General features: G+C 58.3%; 12 protein-coding genes and 1 tRNA gene. 9 read left to right on the forward strand and 4 right to left on the reverse strand.

Going from position 1 to position 13,619, the window contains the following annotated elements; translation table 11 throughout:
* Positions 1–629 precede the first annotated feature (629 nt).
* The 5 genes from AC5ZGW_RS02235 to AC5ZGW_RS02255 all read left to right on the forward strand — a co-directional run bounded on the left by AC5ZGW_RS02235 (position 630) and on the right by AC5ZGW_RS02255 (position 4,567).
* A complete protein-coding gene (locus AC5ZGW_RS02235) occupies positions 630–1,631 on the forward strand; it encodes a TRAP transporter substrate-binding protein (protein ID WP_130228781.1) in 1,002 nt (333 codons plus the stop codon).
* 143 nt (positions 1,632–1,774) lie between these two features.
* Complete coding sequence (locus tag AC5ZGW_RS02240; RefSeq protein WP_035689066.1) at positions 1,775–2,350, forward strand: TRAP transporter small permease; 576 nt, start codon at positions 1,775–1,777, stop codon at positions 2,348–2,350.
* Positions 2,347–3,672: a TRAP transporter large permease gene (locus tag AC5ZGW_RS02245; protein WP_028161828.1), complete on the forward strand. Its 1,326-nt coding sequence runs from the start codon at positions 2,347–2,349 to the stop codon at positions 3,670–3,672. The genes AC5ZGW_RS02240 and AC5ZGW_RS02245 overlap by 4 nt, the downstream gene beginning before the upstream one ends.
* A 113-nt stretch (positions 3,673–3,785) precedes the next feature.
* The gene (locus AC5ZGW_RS02250) at positions 3,786–4,322 is read left to right on the forward strand and encodes a Spy/CpxP family protein refolding chaperone (RefSeq protein ID WP_130228782.1); all 537 of its coding nucleotides are present in this window, start codon (positions 3,786–3,788) and stop codon (positions 4,320–4,322) included.
* Positions 4,323–4,491: 169 nt separating this feature from the next.
* A tRNA-Lys gene (locus AC5ZGW_RS02255) sits at positions 4,492–4,567 on the forward strand.
* 824 nt (positions 4,568–5,391) lie between these two features.
* On the opposite strand, the gene AC5ZGW_RS02260 is transcribed toward AC5ZGW_RS02255, so the two are convergent.
* Positions 5,392–6,291 (reverse strand): LysR family transcriptional regulator, encoded by a 900-nt coding sequence (locus AC5ZGW_RS02260; RefSeq protein ID WP_130228799.1) that lies wholly within the window; start codon positions 6,289–6,291, stop codon positions 5,392–5,394.
* A gap of 101 nt (positions 6,292–6,392) precedes the next feature.
* On the opposite strand from AC5ZGW_RS02260, the gene AC5ZGW_RS02265 reads away from it, so the two are divergent.
* A complete protein-coding gene (locus AC5ZGW_RS02265; protein WP_130228783.1) occupies positions 6,393–7,382 on the forward strand; it encodes a zinc-dependent alcohol dehydrogenase family protein in 990 nt (329 codons plus the stop codon).
* 103 nt (positions 7,383–7,485) lie between these two features.
* Here the strand turns inward: AC5ZGW_RS02265 and AC5ZGW_RS02270 are convergent, their stop codons facing one another.
* Positions 7,486–8,454: a LysR family transcriptional regulator gene (locus AC5ZGW_RS02270; protein ID WP_130228784.1), complete on the reverse strand. Its 969-nt coding sequence runs from the start codon at positions 8,452–8,454 to the stop codon at positions 7,486–7,488.
* A gap of 101 nt (positions 8,455–8,555) precedes the next feature.
* On the opposite strand from AC5ZGW_RS02270, the gene AC5ZGW_RS02275 reads away from it, so the two are divergent.
* Positions 8,556–9,356, forward strand: coding sequence for an NAD(P)H-dependent oxidoreductase (locus tag AC5ZGW_RS02275; RefSeq protein ID WP_130228785.1), 801 nt, complete (start codon positions 8,556–8,558; stop codon positions 9,354–9,356).
* A 50-nt stretch (positions 9,357–9,406) separates the two neighbouring features.
* Here the strand turns inward: AC5ZGW_RS02275 and AC5ZGW_RS02280 are convergent, their stop codons facing one another.
* Positions 9,407–10,297, reverse strand: coding sequence for an NAD(P)H-binding protein (locus AC5ZGW_RS02280; protein ID WP_130228786.1), 891 nt, complete (start codon positions 10,295–10,297; stop codon positions 9,407–9,409).
* Positions 10,298–10,413: 116 nt separating this feature from the next.
* Between AC5ZGW_RS02280 and AC5ZGW_RS02285 the strand changes: the two genes are divergently transcribed.
* Together AC5ZGW_RS02285 and AC5ZGW_RS02290 are read left to right on the forward strand one after the other, a co-directional pair.
* Positions 10,414–11,322, forward strand: coding sequence for a hypothetical protein (locus AC5ZGW_RS02285; protein WP_496113850.1), 909 nt, complete (start codon positions 10,414–10,416; stop codon positions 11,320–11,322).
* 139 nt (positions 11,323–11,461) lie between these two features.
* A complete protein-coding gene (locus AC5ZGW_RS02290; protein ID WP_130228787.1) occupies positions 11,462–12,340 on the forward strand; it encodes an MBL fold metallo-hydrolase in 879 nt (292 codons plus the stop codon).
* 316 nt (positions 12,341–12,656) lie between these two features.
* Here AC5ZGW_RS02290 and AC5ZGW_RS02295 read toward each other — a convergent pair whose 3' ends face one another.
* Positions 12,657–13,589 carry a LysR family transcriptional regulator gene (locus AC5ZGW_RS02295; protein ID WP_130228788.1) on the reverse strand — a complete coding sequence of 311 codons (933 nt, stop codon included), beginning with the start codon at positions 13,587–13,589 and terminating at the stop codon, positions 12,657–12,659.
* Positions 13,590–13,619: the final 30 nt, after the last annotated feature.

Genomic DNA, 13,619 nt, shown 5'->3' on the forward strand with positions numbered 1-13,619 from the left:
GGTCCTACCCCCGTGCTTTTTGTTGCACGGGACCCACGGGTGCAACCAGCACCCGGCTTTCCCTGCGCCCTCTGTTCGATGAGAGGGTGGAACGAGATGCAAACCTCGGGCACATCATGCCGCGAGAACGCGAACTCACATCCTCACGCTATTTGACATTTGAATCCGAACCTCTCCCCACGTCGTCCCGGCCTTGCGCGCCGCGGCGAAGCCCCTTGGCGTAGCCGGGAGCCGGGACCCATAACCACAGGCCTTTGTGGTGTGCTCCGCTACAACCACTTGCTCCCGCCACAACAACTCCCTGTGGTTATGGGTTCGCGGGGACGACAGTAGGATGGGTAGAGCGGAGCGAAACCCATCATCGGTACCGCTTGCTCCATCGCGACGGGTTTCGCTGCGCTCTACCCATCCTACGGCCGTCTTTCGACAACGCCGCACGATGCGACAGCGCGTTGGTCAATCGTGAGCGCCCCGGACAGAACGTTGCATTTTTGCGGCGCAGCATGCGGTGATGTCGGACCCTGCTAACGGGCAATGGCAATTTGGTCAGCTTCTCTGTATTGGTTCGACTGGCATACAAGAACTTGGGGCGGGTGATTGGCGCGCCCCGCAATGAAGCGGGAGGAAACATGCGTAAGTGGATGTTGGCTGCGGCATCGGTCGTGACGATTGGTTTTGCCGGGCCGGCGGCGGCGGACGATCCGATCGTCATCAAGTTCAGTCACGTCGTTGCAACCAACACGCCGAAGGGGCAGGCGGCCGAGAAGTTCAAGGAACTCGCCGAGAAATACACCAATGGCAAGGTGAAGGTTGAGGTCTACCCCAACTCGCAGCTTTACAAAGACAAGGAAGAACTCGAGGCCCTGCAACTCGGCGCGGTCCAGATGCTCGCGCCGTCGAACTCCAAGTTCGGCCCGATCGGGGTCAAGGAGTTCGAGGTGTTCGATCTGCCCTACATCCTTCCCGACCTCGCCACGCTGCGCAAAGTCACCGACGGTCCGCTTGGCGCGAAACTTCTGAAATTGCTCGAGCCGAAGGGCATGATCGGTCTCGCTTACTGGGACAACGGCTTCAAGCAGATGAGCGCCAACAAGAAGCTGATCGAGCCGGCGGACTACAAGGGCCTGAAGTTCCGAATCCAGTCGTCCAAGGTGCTGGAGGCGCAGTTCCGAAGCCTCGGCGCGATCCCCCAGGTGATGGCGTTCTCCGAGGTCTACCAGGCACTGCAGACCGGCGTGGTCGACGGCCAGGAGAATACCTGGTCGAACATCTACACCCAGAAAATGCACGAGGTGCAGAAGTACATCACCACCACCAATCACGGCTATATCGGCTACATCGTGGTCGTGAACAAGAAGTTCTGGGAGGGCCTCCCGCCCGACATCCGGGAGCAGTGCGACAAGGCGATGAAGGAAGCCACCGCCTACGGCAACAGCCAGTCGCAGAAGGAGAACGACGACGCGCTCGCCGAGATCAAGAAGATCGGCAAGAGCGAGATCATCGCGCTGACGCCGGAGCAGGATGCGGCGATGCGCAAGGCGATGGAGCCGGTCTACAAGGACGTCGCCAAACGCGTCGGCCAGGGCTTGATCGACGAATTCGTCAAGGAGACCAAGGGGGCGACGAACTGAGACGTGTTGATTGGGGCGTACTCTTCCGTCATGGCCGGGCTTGACCCGGCCATCCACGTCTTTGTGGATGCCCGGGCGGCCTGCGCGAAGACGCCGCGCCTTAGCCCACCATGACGAATTCACTGTAGACGGGGGGAACATTGATACTGCTCCGCATCCTCGACCGGCTGGAGGAGATATTGATCGCGACGCTGATGGCGGCCGCGACTCTCATCATCTTCGTGGCGGTGTGCCATCGCTATCTGATCGGCATTCCCTTGCTTTATCCGATCCTGTTCCCGATCAACCTGTCCTGGGCGCAGGAATTATGCATCTACATGTTCGTGTGGATGGCGAAGTTCGGCGCGGCCTATGGCGTGCGCACCGGCATCCATGTCGGCGTCGACGTCGTTGTCAACCAGCTCAGATCGCCGTGGCGCAACATCGTGGTGCTGTTCGGTCTGCTCTGCGGCGCCTTCTTCACCGCCGTGATCGGCACCATGGGCGCAAAGTTCGTCTACGGCCTGATGCAGACCGACCAGGTCTCGCCTGATCTCGAGATACCGAGCTGGTTCGTCTATCTCTGCATTCCGCTCGGCTCCTATTTGATGTGCTTCCGCTTCCTGCAGGTTGCCTGGGCTTATTTCCGCACCGGTGAACTTCCGCATCACGATCATGCCCGCGTCGAGGGCGTCGAGGTCGATGCGCCCGCGATCGGTGCCGGCGAGGTGACGCGATGACGAGCCTCTTCATCTTCGGCCTGCTGATTGTCCTGATGCTGACGGGCATGCCGATCTCGATCGCGCTCGGTCTGACCGTGCTCACCTTCATCTTCACCATGACCAACGTGCCGACGGAATCGGTGGCGCTGAAACTGTTCACCGGCATCGACAATTTCGAGATCATGGCGATCCCGTTCTTCATCCTGGCCGGCAATTTCCTGACCCATGGCGGCGTCGCCCGCCGCATGATCGCTTTTGCGACCGCGATGGTCGGACATTGGTATGGCGGGCTGGGGCTCGCCGGCGTCATGGCCTGCGCGCTGTTTGCGGCGGTGTCGGGCTCGTCACCGGCGACCGTGATCGCGATCGGCTCGATCATGATGCCGGCGATGGTGAGCCATGGATTTCCGAAGCGCTTCGGCGCGGGCGTGATCACGACTTCCGGCGCGCTTGGCATCCTGATCCCGCCGTCGATCGTGATGGTGATCTATTGCGTGGCGACCGGCGGCAGCATCGCGCTCGATCCGGCCGGCCATCGCGTCTCCTCTGCGTCCGTCGGGCAGATGTTCATCGCCGGTGTGATCCCCGGCTTGATGCTCGCCGCGCTATTGGGGATGACGACATTCTATCGCGCTTGGCGCAACGACTATCCGCGGCTGCCGCGCGCAAGCTGGGCGGAGCGGTTCACCGCATTCCGTCGCTGCGTCTGGGGATTGCTGCTGATCGTGATCGTGCTCGGCGGCATCTACGCCGGCATGTTCACGCCGACGGAGGCCGCCGCCGTCAGCGCGGTGTACGCCTTCGTCATCGCGGTCTTCGTCTATCGCGATATGTCGCTGAAGGATGTGCCCAGGGTGCTGCTCGGCTCGGCTAACATGAGCGCGATGATCCTCTACATCATCACCAATGCCGTTCTGTTCTCCTTCCTGATGGCGAACGAGAACATCCCGCAGCAGATCGCGGCGTGGATCACCGGGGCGGGCGTCGACTGGATCATGTTCCTGCTGGTGGTCAACCTGCTGCTGCTGCTCGCCGGCAATGTAATGGAGGCGTCCTCGATCGTGCTGATCATGGCGCCGATCCTGTTTCCGGTGGCGGTCAAGCTCGGCATCCATCCGGTGCATTTGGGCATCCTGATGGTGGTCAACATGGAGGTCGGCATGTGCCATCCGCCTGTCGGCCTCAACCTCTATGTCGCGTCCGGCATCGCCAAGATGGGCATCACGGAACTGACGATCGCGGTGTGGCCATGGCTTTTGACCATGCTGATCTTCCTCGGCATCGTCACCTACGTTCCCGAAATCTCGCTGTGGCTGCCGCGTGCGCTCGGCATGTTGTGAACGCTTAATGATGGCGGATTACATCTTGGTAAGGGAACGCTCCCTGTCCAAACTGTAAGTTGCGGGGCGGACAGGGCGGTCTCATCTTCAGGCAACCTTCAAAGGAGGTTCGCATGAAGAAAGTTCTGCTCGCCGGCGCCGCGGCGCTCGCCATCGCCGGCTCCACCGTCGCCTACGCCCAGCATCGTCCGTGGATGCATGGCCAGATGCGGATGAACCCGGAGGACCGCGCGGCCTTCCTCGATGCCCGGATCGCCGCCGTTCACGCCGGGCTGAAGCTCACGGCGGACCAGGAGAAGCTGTGGCCGCCGGTCGAGGCCGCGGTGCGCGATTTCGCCAAGCTCCGGATCGACCGCGCCAATGCGCGGATGGAGGCGGAGAAGAACGCGGATGCGCAGCAGAAGCCGGATCTGGTTGCCCGGCTCCGCGAGCGCGCCGACAACATGGCAGCCAGCGCCGCCGCGCTGAAGAAGATCGCCGACGCCGCCGATCCGCTCTACAAGACGCTGGACGACAATCAGAAGCGCCGGCTCACCCTCCTGACCCACATGGACCGCCGCTTTGGGGGTGAAGGCTGGCGCCGCCACCGCTTCGACCGCGGCTTTGACCGCGACGATCGGGGTGACCGCGACGGCTCCGGCCGGCTCTGACCCCGCCGGTTGGTGACCTAACCATCGGAAAAACCGCCGGAATCCGGCGGTTTTTCATGTTCCCGGGCGCCTTGCCAAAGCACGGGAAAACCTCATCCAGCTTGCTGGACATCGCGGGGGCGCTTTGCTAAACGACGGCCCTCGCAACGAGGTCGTCCAGACCCGTTCCGGGCGCATAGCTCAGTTGGTAGAGCAGCTGACTCTTAATCAGCGGGTCCCAGGTTCGAGCCCTGGTGCGCCCACCACCCTTAAGAGATTGGCCCGCAAGGGCTTTTTTAAACTCCTCGGCAGAACAAACCGGGTCTCGTGCGACGCTTTTAATGGTCGTACGTCGCACGCTGTGCGACGAGTCGGACAATTAGGACCGAAGCCCGTCCACCACTGTAACACGAGACCTACCGGTCTGCGTTCAGCTCTTCATGCCTTCCTTCCGCACCTGCAATTCAAGTCTGTCGATACCGCTGCCCGTCGATATCAAAACAGAGCTCCCCAAATAGTGGGTGTCGCGATGTAGCGGACCCCGCGACCAAGGAAAATAGGGTCTCTTTCGCCCTTCCCCCTCCGGCGCGTCCAATTTCCGGCTCGGTCTGGCGGGACGTCCAGCGATGGTTGCGTAAACGATGGTTGCTTGGTCTGGCAATCGCGGCCGCTTCCGCTTGGTTCAGCCAGCAACCCGTCGAAGGCTTCGGGGTTATGATGTTGCGATAGCCCACCCAAGATCACGAAGTCCGACCGACACTGGCGAGCTCCCTCCCAAACTAGCGGCAGAGCGCGTGATAGAGGCTTCGATTGGGGCATCCATGGATACGAAGAGGATCTCATCCGCGTCACCAGCATCGAGCTGGGCGCTGTGAATGCCGGACTCATTGCGAGGATGTGCGCGACAGCGCTCAGCGCCGGCTCGGCGACATGGAGCAACTCGAAGCCGCAGATGTCGCCAATGCCGTCCTCTATGTAGTGACACAGCCGCGGCACGTGAACGTTAACACACAGCAAGCGTAGTACCTGACCACCCTCGACATTGAATCAGTTTGAGGCCTCTGTCAGTGTCTCAAGGCGCGTGTTCGTGTCACATCATACGCTTGGGCAAAGCGGCCGCCAATGCATCCACTGCGAGAGGTACCTTGAGTGGTAGGTGTGGCGTTTGTAGCCACAGAGCATGGCAGTCGTAAGGAAATGAAGGCTGATCCACCAATAGTGGGACTAGCGTGCCCGCCCGAATGCGTTCGCGAATCAGCCAGTAGGGAAGCCAGGCCAAGCCCATACCGCTGACCGCTGCATCGGCTATCGCGTCGAGGTCATCCAGTCTCAACCGGTTAGCGGGGGTAATCCCCACCGGGGCTCCGTGCTTTCTCGGGAAGATCCACGGGCGAATGCGGCCTGACCGACGATAGATGATGGCATTGTGCTTGCCGAGATCCTCGATCTGCTGCGGCGGGCCGTTCATCTCAACATAGGACGGCGATGCGCAGACGATCATGCGCTGGCGCGCGATGCGCCGCGCAATCATTCCGGCTTTGTTGTCCAAGTCGCCGGTCCGGATGGCAAGATCATAACCATCTTCGGCGAGGTCGACGAGGCGATCACTGAAGGATATGTCAAGCTCCAGAGCGGGATATTTCTGCGCAAGCGTCAGTAGGATTGGAGTCACGCACCGTCGGCCAAATAGCACGGGCATAGTGACACGTAGCTTTCCACAGGGTTGGGATAGCTGATCCGCTGCCAGTGCGTCCGCAGCCTCTGCTTCGGCCAGAATCGTCCGGCAGCGTTCATAGTAGGCGCGCCCAAAGTCGGTCAGGCTCTGGCGGCGTGTAGTCCGGTTGATGAGGCGTACGCCCAGACGTTCTTCGAGAAATCGGACGTGTTTGCCGACCATCGGCCCAGATAGATCAAGCGCAGCAGCTGCGGCCGCGAACGTTCCCAACTCAACGGCTTTTACGAACGCGGCCATGCTAGCAAGACGATCCATTTCGAAACTCTCAGTTTCTACTGTTTTGCCCAGCATCCTATTTATTTGCGCTGGGTCTGCTGGCAAGTCTCAGTTGACTCAACAATTTTGGGGTACGCTAGATGGCACGGGTTATTCGATTCCATGAGCATGGGGGTCCTGAGGTTCTCCGCATCGAGAACGTCGATGTTCAGCTGCCAGGTCGGGGTGAGGTCCAAATTCGCGTTAAAGCACTGGGCCTTAACCGGGCTGAAGCGAACTTGCGCAAGGGAGCATACATTGAAGCGGCAACATTACCGTCCAGCCTTGGGCTAGAAGCAGCTGGTGTCGTCGAACGGCTCGGAGAAGGCGTAGACGGCTTCGCGGTCGGTGACGCGGTTAGTATCATCCCTCCAATTTCAATGGTTCGCTGGCCCACTTACAGCGAGGTCGCGACGTTTCCCGCGGATATCGTAGTCAAGCACCCGGCCTCGCTCGGCTTTGCCTCGGCGGCCGCCGTGTGGATGCAGTACCTAACTGCCTATGGTGCCCTTATCGAAGTGGCCAAGCTGACCAAGAGCGATCATCTCGTCATTACGGCCGCTTCGAGTAGCGTTGGAATTGCAGCGATCCAGGTCGCGAAGACCGTTGGGGCGAATACAATAGCTATCACGAGGACTTCTCGAAAGAAGCCAGCTCTGCTCGAGTTGGGCGCATCGGAGGTGATTGCTTCAGAAGAAGAGGATCTGGAGCAGAGGCTGAAGGATATCGCTGGCCCCGCAGGGGTACGCGTTGTTCTCGATGCCGTCGGAGGACCGATATTTAATCCTCTAACCGCAGCGATGTCGCGCGGAGGTATCCTCCTCGAGTACGGCGGACTCAGTGCCGAGCCGACCCCGTTTCCGTTGCCTGCCGTGCTGGGCAAGATGCTCACGCTCCGCGGCTACCTCGTCCATGAGATCACCGGCAATAAGGCGCGATTGGAGGCCGCGAAGAAGTTCGTCCTAGACGGCCTCGTCTCAGGCTCGCTAAAGCCGGTGATCGCGAAGACCTTTCCGTTTGATCAGATCGTCGAAGCGCATCGCTTTCTGGAGTCAAATGATCAATTGGGCAAGGTCGTCGTGACGGTTTGAGCAAGCACTGATTGGACTGCGGGTCGCCATCCGGCATTTCGTGCCACCTCGACTGGCAATCGCAAATTTGCGAGCCGTGGTGGATCGAAGCAGGCGAGCGAGCTTACTTTGAAGGCTTTGTGCGTCGATCATGCCTGCGGGTGAGATTTGAAGCGGTAGCATGCTCGGCAAGCCGCGCGTTGGCCAACGAGACGATCGCCTCGCGGATCCAGCGGTGACCGCTATGCCCATGGGTGCGTTCATGCCAGACCATGCCGACCGAGAATCCCTCGACAGGAAACGGACTTTCAACCAATCGCAATCTCTCGGTCCGTTCGTACATCAAGCGTTCCGGCACCAAAGCAACGAAATCGGAACGTGCCACAATGTCCGGGACAAACAGAAAGGATGCCGCGGACAGTACGACGTTACGTCGAAGTCCCAAGGCTGCTAACGAGATATCCACGGGAGTAACAAAGTCTCCCCCGCGAAGGGATACAATTACGTGCTCGAGTTCCGTGAACTGCTTGATCGATAGTCGGTTCGAAAGGCGAGGGTGATCTTTCCGTCCAATAGGTACGTATCGGTCATGGAATAGGTGTCTGGTGCGGAGGTTGGCGGGCGCGTCTGTCGGAGTCATCAGAGCGAGATCGACATCGCCCCGCGCCATCTGCGCTTCCAGTTGCGGAAGATCGAGGTTGCGGATAGCGATCCGCACCCGGGGCGCCGTTTTCCTTAATTCGAGGACGAGCGGCTCGACCAAAGCATATTGCAAGTAGTCTGTACAAGTGACCGTGATGGTCATCTCAGCTCTGGCGGGATCGAAGTTTCTGTGGCGTGAAACGGTGGATCGAACCTGGTCGAGCGCTTGGCGTACCGGTTCAAGCAATTCGAGCGCCTTGACGGTCGGTGTCATCCCGCGCTGTGCCGGGATCAGCAAGGGGTCGTCAAATACCTTCCTGAGGCGGTTAAGTTGAGCGCTGACCGCAGGCTGACTCAGGTGCAGCCTGGCGGCAGCCCTCGTCACGTTCTGTTCAATTAGAAGCGCTTCGAGGGTAACCAGAAGGTTGAGATCAAGCCGCTTGCTATCCATGACATGAATAGTAGCCGAGCAATTACTCGATTTCAAATATAGCTAAAACCGGTGTTCTCTGTCGGACGAAGATTCGCCGTTAATGCCTCGGAGTTCGATCTATGAAAGTGGTGCTGGTTTTTGCTCATCCTGAACCGAAGTCGCTCAGCGCGTCCCTCCGGGACGTTGCAGTACAGGAGCTGATTGGGCAAGGTCACGAAGTTCGGGTGTCTGATCTTTACGCCCAGGAGTGGAAGTCTGAAGTCGATCGTGCAGACTTTCCGAACTGGCCGGTCGAAAAGCGTCTCGTTGCGGGCGCGGCATCAAACGATGCCTTCCACGGCGACGCGCTCACATCGGATGTCAAGCGCGAGATCGATAACCTTGTCTGGGCAGACATGCTGATCCTGCAATTTCCACTCTGGTGGTACGGCATGCCTGCGATCCTTAAGGGTTGGGTCGATCGCGTCTACGCGAATGGCTTTGCCTACGGCGTCGGGGAACATAGCGACAAGCGATGGGGCGACCGCTTCGGAGAGGGAAATCTCGCGGGTAGGCGAGCGATGTTGATCGTAACAGCCGGCGGTTGGGAGGAGCACTATTCGGATCGAGGAGTGAACGGTCCAATTGATGATCTGCTGTTCCCGATCAATCACGGGGTTCTGTTTTATCCAGGATATGAAGTCCTGCCGCCCTTCGTTGCCTACCGGGTTGATCGCTTCAGCGAGGCCGATTTCGAAGCAGTCGCGACGCAGCTCCGGGACAGGATGCGTGCTATCGAGACAACTGCGCCGATAGCCTACAGAAAGCAGAATGGTGGCGACTATTTCATCCCCAGCATGAAGCTGAAGCCTGGGCTTGAAGGTGCTGGCACGTCCGGCTTCTCGCTGCACGTGAGCAAATCTAAAGCAGCCCGGTTTTGAAGACCGAGTTCTACGGCGCGCAAGACGATCAGGCTAGCCGACAAATTCCATCACTTGTGATCCAGCAGTGTTTCTTGGATCATTATTTCGAGGCTGCTTGCTGTGACGCCGAGAAGTTGCTCGGTGTCGCTTGCGTCGACGACAAGTGGGTTATCGAACAAGTAGCGCATCTCCACGCCTTCGTGGAAACCGACGGCCTGCAATTCCTCCGTTGTGAGCTCGCGTAATTTAGGCGTCTCAAACTCGAGAGCTGCTGCGAATTTTTCGGTGAGCTCGCGGATTGACGCATACTGGCTTGGAACGTGAAACGCTCGATTCCACTCTCCCGTATAGTGCGCCGCGGACACAAGTGTCTTCGCGGTGTCTTTGGTGAATGACCAAGCGTGGATAGCATCCAGACTACCTGGAAATGAAACCGTCTCCTTCTTCAGAAGGGAGGGAAGGGCAAGTAGCGAAAAATAGGTAATAGCTCCGTTGCCCAGGTAATCGCTTGCACGGACTTCGATCGCCGGAACCTTCGATCTGGCCGCGCGCTCCCACATAATGCCCCTCACTGTGCCTTTTCTGCTGGTCGGATTGAGCGGCGCCAATGGCGAAAGTGGGCTTGTGGCACTTTCGCCGTATCCATATAGGTTGCCGAGCACGACGATCTTGGCGTCAGTCTCCTCAGCGGCCTTGACCGTGCCGTCCATGATTGGAAAGAAGTCAGTCGGCCATCTGTCATAGGCCGCCATGGCGCACATGAAGATCGCTTCAGCGCCCTTGCTGATCTCAGCCAACTGAACGGCGTTGGTCGCATCTGCCGAAATGGTGCGCACCGCTCGCGCCTCGATCATGCCAGTATTTCTGCTCGTCAGGACTACGCTATGCCCCTCTTCTGCCAGAAGGCGAGCCGTTTCGCGTCCGACTGGGCCTGCTCCCACCACGACATAGTAACTCATGTGTGCCGATCTTCATTTGCTGTTCGGAGTATTAGCTTTTTGGATTTCGAGCAGTTGAAAGTCGAGCACAATTGGCCAAATCTTGAGTACGTTCCGCCAAAGTTCGAGATTGCCAAATGCATTTTCAGATCGGTTCGGCGCTGCCCCTCGAGGCCACGTTAAGGCTTGTTGAACCAGGCGCCTGCGTACTCCCCCCTATTGATGCCCACAGAATTGTCGTACACCTAAGCCGTGCCACCCGCACTTTTTGTCGAGAGACTGGATTTGCCGCTTTGCGGGAAATCGGCGACATCGATCTCATTCCCTCTGGAGACACCGGAGGCTTCGACGCAGAAGCGGCTTATCAGTCCCTTGAAATCCGTCTCGCTCCGGTGGTGCTGGACCGTGTAAGGGCCGAGATCGGGCGAACCACAACCGCAAATGGATTTGAAAAACGCCATATGCTTCGTCACGATCGGATCTTTAATCTGGCTCGATCTATCGAGCACGATCTTTCAGTGAAATCAGCAAGCGATCTCCTATATGCCGAGAGCATCGGGATCGCGCTAGCAATTCAATTGCTCGGGCTGCGTGACGAGCCGCTCGACCCGCAAGCTCGTCTCTCGCCAATTCAGCTCAAGCGAGTGTTGACCTATATCGATGAGAAACTGGATCAGCCCCTTACGCTCGAAATATTGAGCCGGGAGGCGGGCGTCAGCAATTCGCATCTGCGAACATGGTTCAAGGTCGCCATGGGATTGACGGTTCATCGCTACGTATTGCGGAGGAGGGTGGACGAGCGCGTTTCCTTCTGCTGCAGGGAAAGTTGGGCCCAAGCGAGGTCGCGTTGGAGGTCGGCTTTGCCCACCAGTCACATATGGCGCGATGGATGCATCGAGAGCTTGGTTGTAGTCCAGGGGACCTACGTCGAACGGCTATCAATCGATAGTTCCGACTTTGCTCCGCGCCCGATTGTCGAGCCCGCGAGCCTCCAATTCAATTTGATCGGCCGTGATCGATGGGGAAGCCTTTCCCAGGCTTTGTAGACAGATCGATATGTTTGCGGGATCGGAGCCTATATGTAGCAATTCAATTTTCTGAATTGATTTTGCCGATTTGAGTTTAGGCGGCTCAACTGTCACTAACTCCTCGACACCAGCTCCCAAGCTCTCGTGAGGAAGTTCCTTGACAAAAGTCGCGCAAGTCCAGGCGCCCGGCCTGAACAGAAGGCAAATTGGCGATTACACCGTAACCGCGGTTGTGGATGGTATCATTGATGTGCCGTTCGAACTGCTGACCGGGATCACGCCGACCGAAGCTGAAGAAATGATACTGGCGGCAGGGCGTCCGCGCTCATCGGCAATGACGGTTTCGGCTTACATCATCGAAGGCGGCGGCAGGACGATTCTCATAGACGGAGGGGCCGGCGGTATCAACGGTTGGGGTGGGCGGCTCCAGGTTGCGCTAGCTGCTGCCAACATTGATCCGCGTCAGATTGATCACGTGTTTCTTACGCACGCGCATCCGGATCACGTCGGAGGCCTGGTTGGGGCATCGCCGTCGGCCGTCCAATTTCCCAATGCAGAGCTCGTCCTCCACGAGGAAGAATATAAATTCTGGAGTGATGACGGCAATTTGAGCCGTGCGCCAGAGGCTGCGCAGCCATTTTTCCATCTCGCCAGAAGTGTCTTTGCCGCTTACGGAAATCGGCGGCGGACCGTCACTGCGGGTGATGTGATACCCGGTATCGATCTCGTGCATCTACCTGGCCACACGCCGGGACACAGCGGTTACAGAATAAGTTCAGGGGCGGAGACCCTTCTCATTTGGGGTGACATCGTTCATTACCCCAATATACAGGTTCAAAAGCCGGCAGTAACGATAGCCTTCGATGTGGACTCCGCTGCCGCCTCGACGACGCGCCGTGCGGTATTGGCTATGGCGGCCGCCGAGAATCCTCTTATTGCTGGCATGCACCTGAATTTCCCCGGCTTTGCCCGCGTGCGAGCATCGGGCGAGTCCTACGCCATCTTCGATGAACCCTGGAGCCCGAGCTTGATCTAACTGAGCCGCGCTTCGGTGCCGGTATATCCTCTGCCTTCTTCGCGACCTGTAGTCGGTGCTCAGCGTTGGAGTCCAAAGTTAGCGGTGCCGGGGACGTCTCGACGGACTGGCCGTTGTCGGCATCGAGCAGGTCGTTGGGGGGCCGGTTTGTACGTCGGCTTGACGACGCTGCTGCGGGGTCTTCAAAGTTGAACGATAGAATGTGATTCCACCCGCATTTTGAGAATGGAGTGTGCGGCAAAGCGGCTACTTTGTCTGGTTACCGGGATGAGAAATCAGTCGGCGCAGATCAGACGACGTTTGCTCGGGACGGGATTCACGGCAGAGATCGCGCAACGTCAGCAATTGCTCCTCGAAACCAAATCATGCCTGGGTCCATATGACTGGAGGCATGCCACACCACAGAAATCTGAAAAGGCGCTACCTGAAACGGCAGCGGGCTCACTGCGAGACCGTGCGCTTTGGCTGCACTCCTCCCGAATAGCCGTGGAACCGTCGCTATTGCCGCAAGAGATTCGAGTAGCTCTGGAAGAGCGTGAGCGTGCGGAGTGGACACTACTATCTTCCGGCCCAGTTTTTTCTGTTCGAGCGTATCGTCGACCAGTCTGCAAGCTCTTTCCTTCAAATCGACCGCTACGTGTGGAAGCTCGAAGTAGGTTTCAAAGGTAATTGACCGGACTTTTTCGAGGAGGGCCAAGCTGTGCAGGCAAACATAATTGTCGTCGAACAAGACCTTGCGTTTGTGCACAACACCCCCTTCCGAAACATTTCCGACAGCGACATCAATTTCACCTCTATCCAACATGTCCGTTGCCTTTTGATGTTCGAGCGAATGAAGTTCCAGTCGCGCATGAGGTGCCGCCCCCAGGCAAAATCTTGCCAAGGGCGGGACAAGTACACTTTCCAGATAGTCCGGAATGCCAAGCTTGAATACCCGGGTAGTTTCGGAAGGAGAGAAGGCGATCACATTGAGCAGGTCTCGATCGATATGGCGCAGTATCTCCGATGCAGTCTTGGCGATTACGGCCCCGCGGGGCGTCGGAGACATGCCTGCGCCGTTTCGGACAAAAAGCTCGTCACCGAAAAGTTCGCGCAACCGGCCGAGTTGATGGCTGAGGGATGACTGGTTTATGCGGAGCTTGCCTGCTGCTTTCGTAACGCTACCGCAAGAACTGATAGCATCCAGCGCCACCAAAAGATTCAAGTCGATCTCAGCAAGCCGGGCATGATTGATTGTGGTTTCCTGCATAGATATTTCCGCGGTCAAGACTTGCTTGGT

Source organism: Bradyrhizobium sp. Crot121, from assembly GCF_059512385.1.

Coding starts and splice junctions, on each gene's coding strand:
- AC5ZGW_RS02235 (WP_130228781.1), top strand. CDS start 630: ATGCGTAAGTGGATGTTGGCTGCGGCATCGGTCGTGACGATTGGTTTT.
- AC5ZGW_RS02245 (WP_028161828.1), top strand. CDS start 2,347: ATGACGAGCCTCTTCATCTTCGGCCTGCTGATTGTCCTGATGCTGACG.
- AC5ZGW_RS02250 (WP_130228782.1), top strand. CDS start 3,786: ATGAAGAAAGTTCTGCTCGCCGGCGCCGCGGCGCTCGCCATCGCCGGC.
- AC5ZGW_RS02260 (WP_130228799.1), bottom strand. CDS start 6,291: ATGGATCGTCTTGCTAGCATGGCCGCGTTCGTAAAAGCCGTTGAGTTG.
- AC5ZGW_RS02265 (WP_130228783.1), top strand. CDS start 6,393: ATGGCACGGGTTATTCGATTCCATGAGCATGGGGGTCCTGAGGTTCTC.
- AC5ZGW_RS02270 (WP_130228784.1), bottom strand. CDS start 8,454: ATGGATAGCAAGCGGCTTGATCTCAACCTTCTGGTTACCCTCGAAGCG.
- AC5ZGW_RS02275 (WP_130228785.1), top strand. CDS start 8,556: ATGAAAGTGGTGCTGGTTTTTGCTCATCCTGAACCGAAGTCGCTCAGC.
- AC5ZGW_RS02280 (WP_130228786.1), bottom strand. CDS start 10,297: ATGAGTTACTATGTCGTGGTGGGAGCAGGCCCAGTCGGACGCGAAACG.
- AC5ZGW_RS02285 (WP_496113850.1), top strand. CDS start 10,414: ATGCATTTTCAGATCGGTTCGGCGCTGCCCCTCGAGGCCACGTTAAGG.
- AC5ZGW_RS02295 (WP_130228788.1), bottom strand. CDS start 13,589: ATGCAGGAAACCACAATCAATCATGCCCGGCTTGCTGAGATCGACTTG.